Source organism: Vibrio casei (genome assembly GCF_002218025.2).
Lineage (GTDB): Bacteria > Pseudomonadota > Gammaproteobacteria > Enterobacterales > Vibrionaceae > Vibrio > Vibrio casei.
Window position 1 is genome coordinate 1 of the sequence record NZ_AP018683.1, and the last position, 16,253, is coordinate 16,253.

General features: G+C 43.1%; 15 protein-coding genes and 3 pseudogenes. 10 read left to right on the top strand and 8 right to left on the bottom strand.

The features are described 5' to 3' along the window. The first annotated feature begins 943 nt into the window (after nucleotides 1-943). Nucleotides 944-1,168, top strand: a complete 225-nt coding sequence (relB, locus tag VCASEI_RS19230) for a type II toxin-antitoxin system RelB family antitoxin (RefSeq protein WP_089111021.1) — start codon at nucleotides 944-946, stop codon at nucleotides 1,166-1,168. After that, nucleotides 1,152-1,415, top strand: coding sequence for a type II toxin-antitoxin system RelE family toxin (locus VCASEI_RS19235; protein WP_089111020.1), 264 nt, complete (start codon nucleotides 1,152-1,154; stop codon nucleotides 1,413-1,415). The genes relB and VCASEI_RS19235 overlap by 17 nt, the downstream gene beginning before the upstream one ends. A gap of 104 nt (nucleotides 1,416-1,519) precedes the next feature. Here the strand turns inward: VCASEI_RS19235 and VCASEI_RS19240 are convergent, their stop codons facing one another. The 3 genes and pseudogenes from VCASEI_RS19240 to VCASEI_RS19250 form a co-directional block, all read right to left on the bottom strand. After that, nucleotides 1,520-1,804, bottom strand: a complete 285-nt coding sequence (locus VCASEI_RS19240; protein ID WP_089111019.1) for a type II toxin-antitoxin system RelE/ParE family toxin — start codon at nucleotides 1,802-1,804, stop codon at nucleotides 1,520-1,522. Continuing rightward, nucleotides 1,794-2,033 carry a CopG family ribbon-helix-helix protein gene (locus VCASEI_RS19245; protein ID WP_089111018.1) on the bottom strand — a complete coding sequence of 80 codons (240 nt, stop codon included), beginning with the start codon at nucleotides 2,031-2,033 and terminating at the stop codon, nucleotides 1,794-1,796. Before VCASEI_RS19245 ends, VCASEI_RS19240 begins: the two co-directional genes overlap by 11 nt. A 156-nt stretch (nucleotides 2,034-2,189) precedes the next feature. Then, nucleotides 2,190-2,525 (bottom strand): annotated as a pseudogene (locus VCASEI_RS19250) (transposase); the annotation flags it as partial. Between the two features lie 559 nt (nucleotides 2,526-3,084). Between VCASEI_RS19250 and lldD the strand changes: the two are divergent. Beyond that, the gene (gene lldD / locus VCASEI_RS19265; protein WP_001572339.1) at nucleotides 3,085-4,263 is read left to right on the top strand and encodes an FMN-dependent L-lactate dehydrogenase LldD; all 1,179 of its coding nucleotides are present in this window, start codon (nucleotides 3,085-3,087) and stop codon (nucleotides 4,261-4,263) included. 1,088 nt (nucleotides 4,264-5,351) lie between these two features. On the opposite strand, the pseudogene VCASEI_RS19275 reads toward lldD, so the two are convergent. Then, a pseudogene (locus VCASEI_RS19275) lies at nucleotides 5,352-6,230 on the bottom strand (IS3 family transposase); the annotation flags it as partial. A gap of 241 nt (nucleotides 6,231-6,471) precedes the next feature. On the opposite strand from VCASEI_RS19275, the pseudogene VCASEI_RS19285 reads away from it, so the two are divergent. The 3 genes and pseudogenes from VCASEI_RS19285 to VCASEI_RS19295 all read left to right on the top strand — a co-directional run. Then, nucleotides 6,472-8,700, top strand: a pseudogene (locus tag VCASEI_RS19285) (Tn3-like element ISKox2 family transposase); the annotation flags it as partial. Nucleotides 8,701-8,763: 63 nt separating this feature from the next. After that, a protein-coding gene (locus tag VCASEI_RS19290) for an IS3 family transposase (RefSeq protein WP_110957783.1) occupies nucleotides 8,764-9,914 on the top strand; the annotation gives its coding sequence in 2 pieces (ribosomal slippage) (nucleotides 8,764-9,007 and nucleotides 9,007-9,914; 1,152 coding nt in all). Nucleotides 9,915-9,931: 17 nt separating this feature from the next. Then, nucleotides 9,932-10,702 carry a Tn3 family transposase gene (locus tag VCASEI_RS19295; RefSeq protein WP_394347164.1) on the top strand — a complete coding sequence of 257 codons (771 nt, stop codon included), beginning with the start codon at nucleotides 9,932-9,934 and terminating at the stop codon, nucleotides 10,700-10,702. A 310-nt stretch (nucleotides 10,703-11,012) separates the two neighbouring features. On the opposite strand, the gene tnpA is transcribed toward VCASEI_RS19295, so the two are convergent. Further along, nucleotides 11,013-11,429: an IS200/IS605 family transposase gene (gene tnpA / locus VCASEI_RS19300; protein ID WP_089110684.1), complete on the bottom strand. Its 417-nt coding sequence runs from the start codon at nucleotides 11,427-11,429 to the stop codon at nucleotides 11,013-11,015. Nucleotides 11,430-11,487: 58 nt separating this feature from the next. Here tnpA and VCASEI_RS19305 point away from each other — a divergent pair, with 58 nt between their 5' ends. The 4 genes from VCASEI_RS19305 to VCASEI_RS19320 all read left to right on the top strand — a co-directional run bounded on the left by VCASEI_RS19305 (nucleotide 11,488) and on the right by VCASEI_RS19320 (nucleotide 13,657). Further along, nucleotides 11,488-12,666 (top strand): RNA-guided endonuclease InsQ/TnpB family protein, encoded by a 1,179-nt coding sequence (locus VCASEI_RS19305; protein ID WP_110957887.1) that lies wholly within the window; start codon nucleotides 11,488-11,490, stop codon nucleotides 12,664-12,666. A gap of 122 nt (nucleotides 12,667-12,788) precedes the next feature. Next, nucleotides 12,789-13,022, top strand: coding sequence for a ProQ/FINO family protein (locus VCASEI_RS19310; RefSeq protein ID WP_089111026.1), 234 nt, complete (start codon nucleotides 12,789-12,791; stop codon nucleotides 13,020-13,022). A gap of 121 nt (nucleotides 13,023-13,143) precedes the next feature. Beyond that, nucleotides 13,144-13,383, top strand: a complete 240-nt coding sequence (locus VCASEI_RS19315) for a type II toxin-antitoxin system RelB/DinJ family antitoxin (protein ID WP_089111025.1) — start codon at nucleotides 13,144-13,146, stop codon at nucleotides 13,381-13,383. Further along, nucleotides 13,373-13,657 (top strand): type II toxin-antitoxin system RelE family toxin, encoded by a 285-nt coding sequence (locus VCASEI_RS19320; RefSeq protein ID WP_089111024.1) that lies wholly within the window; start codon nucleotides 13,373-13,375, stop codon nucleotides 13,655-13,657. The genes VCASEI_RS19315 and VCASEI_RS19320 overlap by 11 nt, the downstream gene beginning before the upstream one ends. Before the next feature lie 123 nt (nucleotides 13,658-13,780). Here the strand turns inward: VCASEI_RS19320 and VCASEI_RS19830 are convergent, their stop codons facing one another. The 3 genes from VCASEI_RS19830 to VCASEI_RS19335 all read right to left on the bottom strand — a co-directional run bounded on the left by VCASEI_RS19830 (nucleotide 13,781) and on the right by VCASEI_RS19335 (nucleotide 16,169). Further along, nucleotides 13,781-14,224 (bottom strand): DUF3950 domain-containing protein, encoded by a 444-nt coding sequence (locus VCASEI_RS19830; protein ID WP_089111023.1) that lies wholly within the window; start codon nucleotides 14,222-14,224, stop codon nucleotides 13,781-13,783. A gap of 626 nt (nucleotides 14,225-14,850) precedes the next feature. Continuing rightward, nucleotides 14,851-15,213: a hypothetical protein gene (locus VCASEI_RS19330; RefSeq protein WP_193002453.1), complete on the bottom strand. Its 363-nt coding sequence runs from the start codon at nucleotides 15,211-15,213 to the stop codon at nucleotides 14,851-14,853. Nucleotides 15,214-15,218: 5 nt separating this feature from the next. Further along, entirely contained in the window at nucleotides 15,219-16,169 is a 951-nt protein-coding gene (locus tag VCASEI_RS19335; protein ID WP_089111022.1) for an integrase domain-containing protein, read from the bottom strand. Nucleotides 16,170-16,253: the final 84 nt, after the last annotated feature.

A 16,253-nucleotide genomic window follows, 5' to 3' on the forward strand; every position in this document is an offset into this window, starting at 1 on the left:
GGAAACGGCCTTATTGCATGCCTCTGATCATGTGTGTGCCTTTTGGGCGGTGCTTTTTTTTCTCTTCATGCATTTGGTTTGCGTTGCTATACGATCGCCAGTGACGAAGTCACGCATCGTATGCCCAAATCGCCGATGAAGAGTGTGCAGGGAATGAAAACGTCGCAAAACGTCAGGTGAAGGCAACATGTAATATGATGTTTTAAAAGCTTATTTTGCGAATTCATTCCAGTCGTCTAATTTCCTATCGGAAATTAGACGACTGTTCTGCACGACTGGTGCAAGCGTTGTATCGGGTAATAGGCCGCACTGAGCCAGTGAGCACAGTGCGGCTTGATAGCCTGAATTAACCAGGCGCTGTATTTATTAAGGATAGTTTTATGGCTTGATGTGTTTGAGCTCAAAACTATAGGTGATTTGAGAGCGTGTGAGATTAAAACAGGGCACTGTCGCGTGCTTCACTGCTTGATTATCTTACATCTCTATATTTATATCCTGATTCCGCAATGGGATGGTGCCGGTTAGTGTCCCTTTACTACGCGAGGTAGCGCCACTTTCAAGAGGTGTGGACTCAACGTCAACGACGTGTTGTTTTCAATATATAAAATGATTCATAAGTAATCAAATAATTAATAACGTAACTGCCGATATTAACGTTATAAAAAAGCCTTTAGAGGCGTTTTTCACTCCCAAATGAACTCGGAATAGATTACGGATAAAACCCACCTGAAACTGTCATAAACTTACAGGGGGTTTGAGTGGTAGATGGGTGTGGGTTGTATGGATAAAAGATGTCTAAGCGCGTTTTAGACGCTCTAGTGAGTGTTTTTGATAGCTAGTTGGCCTATTGAACATAATGCTCATATAGCGAACCTAAAAAATATGCGAGAAAATCTATTTTATTTGCTATGATATACATGTATATCACTTATGGAGTGTACCTATGTTAGCTATTCGACTACCTGAAGATATTGAAAATAGATTATCTCATTTAGCCCAAGAGACAGGCAGAACGAAAACTTACTATGCGAGAGAGGCAATACTTAAGCATCTTTCTAATCTTGAAGATTACTACCTGGCGGAAAATGTTTCTCAAAAAGTGAAAAATGGAGAAATGGAAACTTATTCAGCTGATGAAGTAAGGAAAGAACTTGGCTTGGACGATTGAGTATTCTTTAAAAGCAGTAAAAGAATTAAAGAAGCTCGATAAGAAAGCAGCATCTACGATTATTGATTATTTGGATGGTATTGCACAATTAGATGACCCTCGTTCAAAAGGTAAATCTTTGAGAGGAGATAAGCGTCAATTTTGGCGGTATCGAGTGGGTAACTATAGAGTATTATGCAGTATTGAAGATGATGAACTTATTATTCTTGCTACACACCTAGGGCATAGGAAAAATGTGTATTTATAAAAACCTGCTATTGCAGGTTTTTTTATGGCGGTATTATGTTGATTCTACATAACGTCCATAAACTGCATTAATGAAAGTTTACTATAGTAACCTTTCATTGTTCTTTACCAAAAATCTGGTTGAGACATATTGGTAGGAAATACTCGCAATATTTCAATGCAATTATCTTTTACTCGATAAGGTATTAAGTAAGGGAACCGCTGTAAGATAAGTTCTCGAGTGCCAAATACTCTTCCTGTTCTTCCCATTGCAGGATTTTCTTTGAGCAGTTCCATTAGATCGTAAACTTCCTTAACAAAGTCTCTTGCTGCTTGAGGATTATGTTCATTTAAGTAATCCGCGGAATGTTCTAGGTTTAGTAATGCATTTTTGAGCCATTTAACCTGCATTCACGCCCCACTTAGAGAAAGTTTTTTTCACTTCACTATCAGTAGAAAACTGTCCAGAGTCTGCTTCATTAATAGCTTTTTTGATTTCATTGACCTGCCAAAGTTCGCGATCTAAGTAACTTTGAATGGCTTGGTTTGTTAGCCATGACTTTGTTCTACCTGTTGATTCAGCAAGTATGACTAATTTTTTTTCTACTTCTTCAGGGATTCTAACGGACATAGACGGCATACTTTTTACCTCTTTGTATTACGGTGTAATTATTGTAATACAGTGAAAGGGGATTTACTATAACGGCCATAGTGCGAACCCAGATTTAGACACAAAAAAGCCTCCCCAAAGGGAGGCTTTTTTGTTTTGGGGTTCTAGGGATTTTCCCCTCTAAAGTAACATAAATCGCCACAACCCCATGGTGGTGCGGTCCGGCAAGGCGCTATCCAGGGATAACCGGGCAAACAGACGCATGGAGGCGATTTCGTACAGAGCATCTTCCATCGCGCCATCGCTCAGGTTGTACCAATGCTGCATGCAGTGAATGCGTAGCATGGTTTCCAGCGGATAAGGTCGCCGGCTATTACCAGCCTTGGGGTAAAACGGCTCGATGACTTCCACCATGTTTTGCCATGGCAGAATCTGCTCCATGCGGGACAAGAAAATCTCTTTTCTGGTCTGACGGCGCTTACTGCTGAATTCACTGTCGGCGAAGGTAAGTTGATGACTCATGATGAACCCTGTTCCATGGCTCCAGATGACAAACATGATCTCATATCAGGGACTTGTTCGCACCTTCCCTAGGTCAAGCTTCATCAGGTAAAATAATCGAAAAAAAACAAGCGCTTTTCCGCCATCCACAGCAACACATGCGCAACGACTTTTTCAATCATATCGATGACAACGCTCTCGGTGATTCCCATCTGCTCCATTTCTTCTCGACTGAGATGATTTTCTTTAACTGAAGTCCTGACGTTAAAAATACCCACTATACTTGGGGGGCTGGTTTGTTTGTTCCTTTTTGGCGATTGACCACATCGCACAATCCGGGCTGAGTACCTTCAAAGTTATCTACTTTCCGCGCAGTTATTTATCAAATATTGCTGTCAGAGAATGAACACATTTTCAGCAGAAATACTTCATCAGAAAAATCACCAGCGTTTAAAAAACAGGTTATTCCCTTTCTGCATGACCGGGATTCTAAAATTTCATTTCCCCCCTCATTTCATTGGATCTATACTCTTTCTACCTACAGAACATAAATTTAGTTAAGATCTATAAGGAAAGAAAAATGATCGTTTCAGCTCCCGCCGATTATCGTGAGGCCGCCCGTCATCGCCTTCCTCGATTTCTGTTTGATTATATTGATGGCGGCGCAGTAGCAGAAAATACCATGCACGCGAACTCAACTGAACTCGCCTCAATTGCGCTGCGTCAGCGGGTGCTTTGTGGTGTTGGCGACCCGACGCTGACGACTAATATCCTTGGAACGTCATGGGCAATGCCGGTCGCGCTGGGTCCTGTAGGAGCCACTGGCATGTACGCACGGCGCGGCGAAGTCAAAGCGGCGCGAGCCGCAACCGACGCCGGCATCCCTTATACCCTTTCCACGGTATCGGTATGCCCGATAGAAGAAGTTGCGCAGCATGCCTCCGGAGAGCTCTGGTCACAGCTGTACGTGCTTAAAGATCGCGGTTACATGCGCAATGCTCTCGAACGCTCGTGGGCCGCAGGGATGAAAACGCTGGTTTTCACCGTCGATATGCCCATCCCCGGCTCGCGCTATCGCGATAATCGCTCGGGTATGTCCGGACCGTGCGCCACTCTGAGACAATATCTGCAGGCCTGTACCCACCCCCGTTGGGCCATAGACGTTGGGCTGGCTGGCAGACCCCTGTCGTTTGGCAACATTGAAACCTACACCGGACACAAGATGACGATGGACGACTATATGGGGTTTATAAGCAATAACTTCGACCCCTCCATTGCATGGCACGATTTGGAGTGGATACGCGACAGCTGGAAAGGGAAGCTGATTATCAAGGGTATCCTTGACCCTGAAGATGCAAAGAATGCCGTCCGTCTGGGCGCTGATGGCATTGTGGTTTCTAATCACGGGGGCAGGCAGCTTGATGGCGCAATTCCAACGGCCAGGGCGCTACCTCGGGTGGTAGATGCCATCGGCGATGATCTCACGGTTCTGGTCGATTCAGGAGTGCGTTCCGGGGTGGACGTTATCCGGATGCTTGCCCTTGGCGCAAAAGGGGTACTGCTGGGACGTTCATATATTTATGCGCTGGCGACGGCAGGAGAAGCTGGTGTCGCACACCTGCTGCGCCTGTATGCTGAAGATATGAAGGTAACGATGACTCTGACGGGCGCAGCATCACCGGCGGATATTCACGCTGACTGCCTCGACCGTTTAGAGAAAGATATGGCGCAGCTAGCCAGGACGCATTCTGGACAATAGAACCATGAGACCAGACCCACGCTATGCTTACACGGGTCTGGTCGCCCACTAAAAAGTTTACTGGAGTTCAGCGAGAATTTTTATCGGGAAAAACGCAGCCGATGAAAGAGTGCACTGAGCTATCCAATACCACCATGACAGGCGTCACCGTCACTCCCAGTCGCTAGTGTAGAGCGGATTTTTTAATCACCAGATTTTTACATTTTTCTGAGCTATCTTTGCCTGCCAAAAAACCAGCCATTGCGTTCTGCAGGCTTTTCTGACGATCGTTGGCGCACCACACCCGCTCCGAATCCTTGATGGATGGCGGCCCCACCGTCAGAAATGACATTGTCAGGCCGGCACCAGTATATGTTTGACGTTTTTAACGGTATAGCTGCAATAAACACATTGGTTATAGGTAAATACTAATAGCTTATGTTTTCCACACTGGTCTGAAAAGTGACAGGTCCCAGCTCAGGAATGAACGAGAGATAAGCACGAAAAAATAGATGCGCGGAATAGTGCTCCACTTTTGTTCAGTCCTTGTGGAACAGGAGGGGGCACTGGCATGTGGATTTACATCAGTCTTGTCATGCTTCGTTCTGACGAGCCTGGCAAATGCCCATAAACGGCAAGTGTAGCGGTATTAGACGACGCTATTAGCTTTGATGCATGCAGGGCATAAAGGCTATGCTCGGTAGAATGTGAAACTAGGGTCCTATTGGAAAAGGTAAATATCCAGCAGTTAACCCTGTTTCTTTCTCTGGATCAGCTTTAAACCAAAAACGGGTTTTGACATTTTAACATCGCGGTGTATTGAGTGACTAAGAGCAGGTCAGGCCGATTTTATGTCCGCCCCATAATGATGCTATCCACAGAAATCACCCATTCTTTTTACTCTCATTGAAACAATTTAGTATTTCATCGTTAAATTTCATGAATAAAGCTGAAGTTTCTGATTACAATACTTTATAAATGCATCATGACGTTAATTCCCTCTTTCTTCTGAGAAATAATAAGATAAATGTAAAACTTGACATAAACAATCTACGGAAGTTGACCGAGCAGATGATCTTGACCCTCCATCTCCGAACAGCTTTTGTATCTTAAGTTAACAATGTCCGCTGCCGCCGGTATTCCCTCGGGGAGTGATATCCCAGCGCGCTGTGCGGGTGGTTTTCATTGTAATGCGTGAACGCTACTGCAAGGTTTCGCAGTGCTGTTCTCACATCCGGTTTTGGCATGAACGCGATATAGTCTTCTTTCATCGTTTTCACGAACCGTTCGGCCATGCCATTGCTCTGCGGGCTGCTCACCGCTGTTGTACATGGCTCCAGATTCAGCTCTTCGGCGAACCTCCGCGTTTCATACGCGGTATATGCTGAACCGTTGTCCGTCAGCCACTGCACTGGTGTTTCCGGCAGCCTGTCGCCAAAGCGCTTTTCCACCGACCTCAGCATCACATCCTGCACGGTCGAACTGTCATAGCCTCCCGTGCTTGCTGCCCAGTCTATGGCCTCACGGTCGCAGCAGTCCAGCGCGAACGTGACCCGCAGTTTTTCGCCGTTGTCGCAGCCGAACTCGAAGCCATCTGAACACCAGCGCATATCGCTTTCTGCCACCGCTATCTTGCCCTTATGTTCACGCTTCGGTCGCTCTGGTTTGTCATGCAACAACAACAGGTTATGCTCGCTCATTATCCTGTAAAGCCGTTTGGCATTCACAGGTGGTTGTCCCTCTGTGCGACGTTGCTTGCGCAGGATGCCCCACACGCGTCGATAACCATAACTCGGCATATCGCTGATAATGTTGAGGATAGCCGACAGTATTTCTGCGTCTGCTTCTTCATTACGCCGGTTACAGCGCCTGTCCTGCCAGTCGGCAGAACGGTTAATCCGCAGTGACAGTTGCGCACGCGACACGCCCATGGTCCGGCTGACCATGGCTATTCCCCGTCCTTTGGCAACAAGGGCGTCTGGAGATTCAGGGGGCCAGTCTAGAACATTGCAGACTGTGTGACACGAAGTTATGACGTTGAAGGTATGCATTTTGGGACTATTGGCGCTGGCCGTATTGGACTTGCTGTATGGGGTTCTAGGGATTTTCCCCTCTAAAGTAACATAAATCGCCATACTCACCATATTTAAAGGCATACAAAGGTGGGTTACTTCTCCAAAGTATGGCAAATTATGAGGTTAACAACCCCTTAAACTTAATTTAATTCCTATGGCTATAAAAAACGAACTATCAATTCTTACCAAAGCTGAGCAGCTTGATCTATATTCTCCGCCGCTATTATCACTTGAACAACAACGATTGTATTTTACGCCAAACGAGATCGAGTTAACAGAGTTGAAAAGTATTCGCCTAAGGAACCACCGATGCTATTTCATTGCGTTATTAGGGTATTTTAAGTCTAAGCCTGTGATTCTTTCACCTAGCTTTAACCTCATCTTTGACGATATGCAGTTTATTTCAACGCAAGTTCAAGGAGGCAAAGGGATCAGGCCTTTCAGCATTAATAAGATGCAGCGTGACCGTATATATCAAAGAATACTGAGGTTATTAAACTATCAGAAATGGGACGAAAGTCTGCACTTTGCGCCGCTGTACGAACATCTTGTTATGGTCGGCAAAGCTTGGCTTGAGCCTCGTTATCTATTCGATGCAGCCGCTGAATATCTAGCAACGCATAGAATTGCCATCCCTAAATATACTGTCTTACAAAAGCTTATCAGTCGTGTTATCCAACAGGTCAAGAAGGCGTTAAATAATAAGCTTCGTATTCATGTTTCATCTGAACTACACGGATTTCTAAATACTATTATCGATGACAAAGATGGGCTCTCCTTAAGCCAGCTTCGAGCCGGTGCAAAAAGCGTTATGGTGACAGAGCTAAAAAAAGAACTGACGGTGTATCATCAGTTACAGCCTTATACAAGACAGATTGATAATGCTGTTAAGGGCTTAGCCTTATCGTCTAAAAACCAACAACACTTCGGTGAAATGGTGGATTATTATGGCAGTAAACTAAAACGCTTTAAGCGTCCACAGCAACACCTATGGTTGCTGTGTTTTCTGACTCAACGCATACGGCAAAGCCTAGAGCGATTGGCTGATGGGTTTATTCATCATATCCGTAAACAACAAGAAGCTGCGCATGCGTTTGCCCAACAGGCAGTGTTTGACTCATGGAGGTCAGCTGCAGACAATGTCACCAAAGCCGCAGAATTACTGCATCTGTTTGTTGATGACAGTATCGACGATAATCAACCATTTGCAACGGTTAGGCAACAAGCATTAAGTGTAATGAATAACCAAGATATAGAAACGCTATGCCTGTACTTAAAAAAGCAAAAACGCACGGTAGAAGAATATCAATGGCAATATTATGATGATCAAAACGGGTTAATTGAGCAGTTATTAAGGCCCGTGTTTCTATGTCTTGAATGCCAAGCAGGTAAAGGCTCAGAAGCATTAGTGACCCAGCTCAAAACCACAAAAACAGAACTATTAGCAGGTAATACATTGCAAACAATGGATAGTACACTTATCCAACAAAAACATCGTCCATGGTTAATTAACAAGGATGTTGTTCATCCACAGCGATACGAATGGTTGCTTTACCGTCAACTGGCTTCTCGGCTTAATGGTCGAATTTACTTATCAAACGTCACTAAATATCGTGCGCTAGAAGACGACTTAATTGCATCGTCAATACAGCCTGATCTATTGGCATCATCAACATTGGAAAAGCTAAAGCAGCCGATTCAGAAGCTACTGCAAGTAAAACAAATACGCTTAACAACATCCCTAGAAGATGTTGCTCGTCACATTGATAATGGTGATAACCGCAATGTGATCATGAAGAGCCGAAGTGGCACACGATGGCGACTGCCAGTTAAAGGCTCCCAATCACTTGTCAACAACCCTTTCTTTAAACAAATGATCCCCGTCAGTATTGCTGATGTGTTGCGTTATGTTGAACAAGAAACCAACTTTATGCAATGCTTCGCACACGTGCTGCCAATACAAAAACAAGTAGACGCCAATCAGGATGATTTATTGGCTATTCTAATTGCGAATGCGACACATCGCGGCGTATATGGGATGGCACAAATATCTGATCGCAGTTATGAGCATCTAAGCACTATACAAGCTAATTATATTAGGCCTGAAACCTTGCAAGAGGCTAGTGATATCATCAATAACGCAGTAGCGGCACTCCCTATTTTCCGCCACTATCACATCCAAGAAGACGTCCTGCACGCCAGTACCGATGGGCAAAAATTTGAAACTCACCTTGAGACTTTTAAAACTCGCTACTCCTCGAAATACTTCGGCACCAACAAAGGTATTACGGCCATGACGTTAGTTGCCAATCATAGTGCGTTAAATGCCCGTATCATAGGATCTAATGAGCATGAGTCCCATTATATTTACGACTTACTACAATTGATCCGCTCCAGCTGTTTTGGACACTGAGTTAAGTGAGTACAATCACTAACGAGGTGAACAATGACAACTAAGAAAACTAGAATTAAACATTCCCCTGAATTTAAAGCAGAAGCCCTAAAACTAGCAGAGAGAGTGGGAGTAGCTGCGGCTGCAAGGCAGCTTTCTTTACATGAATCTCAAATCTACGGGTGGCGGAAGAACTCGAAGAAAGACACCAATACTAGTCAGCGAGAACAAGAGCTAGCCGCAGAGGTTGCCAAGCTCAAAAGGCAGTTGGCTGAGCAAGCAGAAGAGCTAGAAATTGTAAAAAAGGCCGCCACCTACTTCGCGAAAAATCTAAAGTAAATTGCTACGAATTTATGCTCGAACACCTGATGTACTTCAATATTGTACGTATGGCTAAGGTATTCGGGGTATCCCGAAGTGGGTTTTATTACTGGGTTAAACATCGCCATAAGGCTAGCCAACGCGAGGCAGTTCGCCAAGAGCTTGATACAAAGGTCAAAGAAGCTTTTGATAACAGCAAAGGCCGAGATGGCTCAAGGCGAATCCAAAAAGAACTGTCTGAGAGCGGTGATAACCACAATGTGAAAACCATTGCGGCCAGTATGAAGCGTCAAGATTTAACGCCGAAAGCGGCACGTAAATTTAAGTGCACGACAGACAGCAAGCATCAAATGCCAGTTGCTCCAAACTTGCTGGCTCAGAACTTTAACGCAGCGGCTCCGAATGAAAAATGGGCGGGAGACATCACCTATGTTGCGACAAGCGAAGGCTGGTTGTACTTGGCAGTAATTATTGACCTTTACTCAAGACAAGTAATCGGATGGTCTATGGATACCAGAATGACGGCTACGCTGGTCTGTGATGCTCTATCAATGGCTTTGTTCCGTCGCGAATTTCCTGAGCAGGTTATCGTTCATAGTGATCGAGGTAGTCAGTACTGCTCAAAAGATTATCGAGACCTCATAACTGTTTATAATCTAAAGCAAAGTATGAGTAGGAAAGGAAACTGCTGGGACAATGCTTGTGTTGAGAGCTTCTTCCATTCGATGAAAGTTGAAGCGATCCAATATGAGCCGATTATGACGAGAGACCAGATGCGTCAAACGATCTTCGAGTACATAGAGGTTGATTATAATCGGACAAGAAGGCACAGTGCTCTTGGGTATCTAAGCCCTGTTAACTTTGAACAGCAAAATGTCGCTTAATGAAGTGTCCAGTCTGGCTGGAGCAGATCAAATCTAATACTAGTGATCTTAAGCCAGATGTCCTCTCAACCGACACCCATGGTGTTAATCATGTTAATTATGCCTTATTGGATTTATGCGGTTATAGTTTTGCGCCTAGGTATGCTCAGTTCACCAGTGTGATCAATGACCTATTTAACGTAACTGAAAGCGACGACGGAAACACGCATCTGGCGCTGAAAAAGCCGATAAAAATGAATGTGATTGAAGAAGGCTGGCAGGATATTCAGCGTATTGTGTTATCCCTTCAAGAAAAACGCACAACACAGGCATTGCTAGTACGCAAATTATCTGGTTATCCATCTAGACACCCTATATTACAAGCATTAACGGAATATAATAGGCTCATCAAAGCCCAATATTTACTTGATTATATTGATGATGCAAGTCTGCGCCAATATGTTCAACGAGCACTGAACCGAGGCGAAGCCTGGCATTTCCTCAGGCGAGCTATTGCATCGGTCAATCGTGACCAGTTCCGTGGAAAAAACGAATCAGAAATAGTCGTCTGGAACGAGTGTGCCCGTTTGACGGCAAATGCTATTATCTACTTTAACTCGATGATCCTAAGTCATCTATTACTGCACTTTGAAGAAGTTGGTGACGAGGAAAAAGCAGCAATAACTCGACAAGTATCACCCGTTGCATGGCAGAACATTAATCTGAGCGGCACTTATCAGTTCGCTAGTAACCGCAAACTACCTGATTTACAGGAAATAACTAGGCCTATTGTTGAAAATGAAGTCTAAAATGAAAGGTAACCCAGCTCCACAAGCCATTAACTGCGAGGGTTGTGGCGATTTATGTTACTTTAGAGGGGAAAATCCCTAGAACCCCGTTTTGGGAAGTTATGACCGGTTAAAAGGATCATTGAGATCAATCGCTTTTGGGATTAATCTATTTCCCAGATGTGAAAAAACCAGCTTTGGCGAGCTGGCTTTTCGGAGTACTCAAACGATTTCACAACCCGTTAAGTCCTTTCATGATAGCCATCCTAAATGGCTAGGGTACTCCCTGCGAAAGAGCAGGGAGGGGAATAGCCAAAGGTGCGATAGCACCTTAATGCGGTCTATCCTGTTGTTCGATGTACTGGCGAATAACAGTTAGTGGCGCACCTCCGCATGTTCCAGCAAAGTAAGAACGACTCCAAAGAACATTCTTACCAAACGCCCCTGCCACATCATTAAACTCTCTACGAATCCTGCGTGAACTGGTTGCTTTTAACGAGTTAACCAGTTTTGCAACGCTAGGTGTTTTCGGGGATGTTGATATTAATAAGTGAACATGATCAGGCTCTCCGTTAAATTCCTTTAACTCCGCATCAAAACCCAAGCAAAGCTCTCTAAAAGTCGCCTCAAGGCTTTGTAAGTGCAAATCTCCAAATACTTTTCTCCTGTATTTTGTTACGAAAACGAGGTGTAAATGTAGTGAATAACAACTGTGCCGACCTTTATTAAATTCTTCACTCACTGATATTGCCTTTTCGTTGCAAATACTTATAATAAATACATTATCATTCTACACACTGATTGTCATGTTGATACGTAAAGCATACAAGTTTCGACTAGAGCCTACTGCTGCTCAAGCGGCTAGGCTTGCTGTGCTTTGCGGTCATGCTCGATTTGTGTGGAACCAAGGCTTGCGTTACTGCGTAGATAAGCTGGAGTCTGGCGAGAAGATCCCAAGTGCTTTTGAGCTTAATAAACTGGTGACGCAGTGGAAAAAAGAAGAAGACCTTACTTGGCTCAAAGAGGCGTACACCGATAACCTACAGCAAAAACTTAAAGATTTGCATGGTGCTTGGATGCGATGCTTCGACAAGTCACTAGCGGCTGATAAGCCTAGATTTAAGAAAAAAGGCAAAAACCAAGACTCAATTCGCTTTGTTAACTTCAACAAATACTGCGAGCTAGACGGTAAGCGAGTGAAACTACCAAGCAAGCTCGGTTGGTTGAAGTTTCGCAAGTCTCAAGAAGTGCAAGGCAACATCAAGAACTGCACCGTGAGCTTTAAATCAGGTCACTGGTATATCTCGTTCCAAGTAGAGCAAGATATTGATGAGCCTAAGCATAACACTACATCTGCCGTTGGTATTGATATGGGCGTTGCCAAGTTCATCACGCTGTCTGACGGCTCGCACCTAAAACCGCTTAACGCATTTCGCAAGCATGAAAAACGCTTGGCTATCGAGCAGCGCAAGCTATCAAGAAAAGTTAAATTTTCCGCCAACTGGATGAAGCAGAAAGCCAAAATTCAAAAGCTACACACTCTCATTGCGAATTGCCGCAAGGACTACCTACACAAAGCCTCAAATCAAATCAGCAAGAATCACGCAATGATAGCGATTGAGGACTTACGTGTATCTAATATGTCTAAATCATCGAAAGGCAATGCAGAAGAACACGGCAAGAACGTGAAAGCCAAGTCAGGGCTGAACAAATCAATACTCGATCAAGGTTGGTATGAGTTCAGAAGACAACTTGAGTATAAGCAGTTATGGAATGGCGGCTTAGTTGTTGCTGTACCAGCTCAATACACAAGCCAAACCTGCCCTTGCTGTAGTCATGTATCGAGAGAAAACCGCAAGACACAAGCTCATTTTGAGTGTGTCGAGTGTGGTTACATCAACAATGCGGATATTGTTGGTGCATTAAATATTTTAGAGCGGGGACACCGCTTGTTAGCCTGTGGAGAGTCGGCGTTAGCCACTTGATGAATCAGGAACTTGCACCTAAAGCAATTTAGCGTGCGCCCTAGTAATGGGAATCCCCCTGCGACTTAGCAGGGGGAGGATGTCAAGCAGCTCTTAATGTTGTTAAAAGCTTAAACCTACCTATGCCTTTAGCTAAAGGCATAGGTAGATCCATAGTTCTGCAATTAAGAGAGCAAGGGATTAGTAGTAAGGCTGCTAGTTGGGCAATACAAAGGTGGACGCATAGTGATGTGTATCTGAATGCGGTTATCAACGGTAAACGTAGATTGAATTTGGATGGAACAGAAGCCGAATTAATCACTGATGCAGAAAGAGAATATTCACGTTCTATCCTTGAAGCGCGTAATTTAACGTAACGGCACTTAATACGAATTTAACGTAACACCCGTAAGCTGCATTGAGGAAAGGTCGCCACTGGCGGCCTTTTTTGTGTTGTGCTAAACTGTGCGTAATTACAATTGTATATACAGGTGTGTTATGGGAACCGTAAATATTAGAATTGATGATGATTTGAAATCTAGATCTTTTGAGGCTCTTGATGCTTTAGGTGTATCTCCGTCTGAGTTACTACGTCAAACACTTGAATATGTAGCTGTAAACCAGAAGCTGCCATTTAAAACGGTTTTGATTAATCAAGAAGATGAAGATTTAATTGCTTTAGTTCAATCTCGATTAAAATCACCACAAGCAGTAAAGGTTTCTTTGGATGACTTATGATATTGAGTTTGATCGAAGAGCGTTGAAAGAATGGAAAAAACTGGATAGCGAGATACAAAAGCAGTTCAAAAATAAATTATCTAAACTCCTAGAGAACCCTAGAGTTGAAGCTAATAAGTTAAGAGAACTACCTGATTGTTATAAGATCAAATTAAGAAAATCAGGATATCGATTAGTTTACCAAGTTAAAGATGAGCGAGTGGTTGTTTTCGTAGTCGCCATTGGGAAAAGAGATAAATCAAAAGCATACAATGATGCCTCTGTCAGAGTGTAATTTATCCAAAACTGCGTAGATTAAAGGTCGCCCTAGGCGGCCTTTTTTGTGACCGTATCTCGGGGGTTTAACATAACGTCCATAAGCTGTATTGATGAAAGGTCGCCCTAGTGGCGACCTTTTCTAATCCTTTAAACGCTTAAACGCTTCATCCCAATATTTTCTTATTGAATCTTTACTCACACGTTCATTGAGTGATTTATAAAGTTCATTCTTAGGATATCTTGAATTTATTATTCTGCGTTTATCTTGAGTATCTAAAGAGCTTATACCATCTAATAGCAATTTTATCGTTTCGTCAGCCCTTTTCTTGTTGGCTGAGTTTTGTTGTTCGCTGGCTTTTCTTGGTTTTTCATTGTTCGGTTTTACAACTTTAGGTGATAAATGTGGCTTTTTTGTGCGCACTTGTGCGCACTTGTCCCTATCCAATTTTTCTCTACACGCTTGTTTAACCCACGCGGAAAAAGGTATCAGTGATCCTTTTTTTTCATCTATTTCATTTATTAATTCATGTTCGAATCTGATATTTTTTTTTGATGACAATTTGTTTTTGTTGGTGTTTTTCATTTTATATAGCCAATAAATTAATTTATTAGAGAATAACTCAATAAATTAATAAGATCACTTGTGCGCACACTTTTGGTTTTTATGGATGTACATGTGCGCACATGTGTATATGTAAGAATGTGTACCTGTGCGCACATGTACTTCTTGTTGGTACTAATCTTAACCATTTGTTTTTTTGTTAAAATCGAAATGTTTTTTTAGGTGTGGGATCGTTGAGGTTTTTTTTATTTAGATTTATGATGTATATAGATGTGAAAAAAGGCAGCCTTGCAGGGCTGCCCAATTCGAAATACTTCTGCACCGAAGTCCTTTCAGTTTAACCACTCAAACGACCTCTATCAAGTATTTCTGCACTTTGTTTGGACTCAAGATGTTTTGGACAAAGCGACGCGCATCATCCACCGACCAAGGGACAGTCCGATAGGTGGAAGGTAAAGGCACTAATCATAACTTGCGTTAAGCACGATAAAACCGCCCCTTATAGCTGCTAGAGGGGACATGCGGAAAAGGAATAGTTGATTAGTGTTGTGTGACTTGGATGGGGGGCGAAAGCCTTTACACACAGCGTAGGGCAGCCCGAAAGGGTAAGAGAAAAATCTCCACGGAAAACGACCAAAATGAATACCTTAAGAGCTGAAAAGTCGCTCTGTTTGGGTAGGGGTCGGCGTAGCCGAAAGAGCAATATCTTTTATGCTCTTCTCACGTGGTTGAGGTACTTTGATCTTTTCATTAGTGACCTCAAAATATTTTTTCAATATGTTGTATTTTTCTCTCCTGGTTTGAGGGCTTTCGTGTTCGGTTCTTCTCCAATATCCAATTATTTGTCTTTTCCCTATTGTTTTTATTTGGCTTGTTCCTTCATTTTGTAATATGTCTTGAATGATTCTTATCAGGCGTTTCATTTGTTTCTTCTTATAACCGCTTTTTTTACCTTTTCGGTAATACTCACTCATGCTTTGATAGATACTTTTTACTGTTTGTCTGTTCATTTGGTTTATCCAAGATAGTTATTGGTAATGGATATTCTGTTATGTCCGAGTTCTCTTGATATTTGTGCTCTTACGGTGTGATCTCTTTGTTTCGCATCTTCGATTGTGCAGGCTAGTTGTTTACTTAAGTATTGATGGTGGTCTTTGTGAGAGATATTCGCTTGGACTGGACACGATTGACCTAGTAATGTTTGGTAGCGTTCGTGGGCATAGCTGTGTCTGAGATCGTGAAAATTAAATGGTTTATTTTCCATCTCCTTATAACAAGTATTCTGATATTGAGCCCATGTAAGGGCTTTAGGAATTAGAGACCGGTTATTTTCTTGGACTTTACTGGCGTTTTCGAGAGCATGGATTTGAGGTTGGCCGGTAATAGGAATGACCCTTGCTCTTCCCCCTTTCGTTCCATTTTCAATGGTCACTTTTCCTGTCTCAATCGCTTCGGTTAAACTTTTTTTTGCATCGATGAGAGCGGATTCTTTAAACCTTAATCCTAATGTTCTTTGAAGATTGAGTTGCGCTGATAACCTGGCGGGGAGTTCTCTTTTTACTTCCTCTAAAGTTTCGTAAGTGACAGATTTATTCATCTCTGCAATACCTGACTTCGTGGGAAATCCTGAGTCCTTTACTGGGTTGATATGGCATTGTTTGTCCATCCGCGCGTTGCTCATCGCAACATTGATAGCGGAGAGGTAGTTTTGTGCTGTACTGGCACTGATTGAGTCATTTTCATAACGCTCTAATAATTGTTGAGCGTATGCTTTTACGTGCTCTTTTTGGACGTTCTTAAGATCTCTTACTCCTGATTCTTTTAGAAATTGAGCGAATTGATGCAATGAAGTTTTGACGGTTGCGTTTGCCGTATATCCATTCCCATTTTCTTGATAAGCATTATGTAATGCCCTTCCCATATCGCGATTTTTCAATCCAAAATTTCTTAGGTTTAAATTTCTCATAAGCCACACATTTGCTCGATTTACATCGTTTTAAGTTAAGTGATAGGCGCATTTGGTTTTTAAAATCAGCCCTGTTGCGCGTCA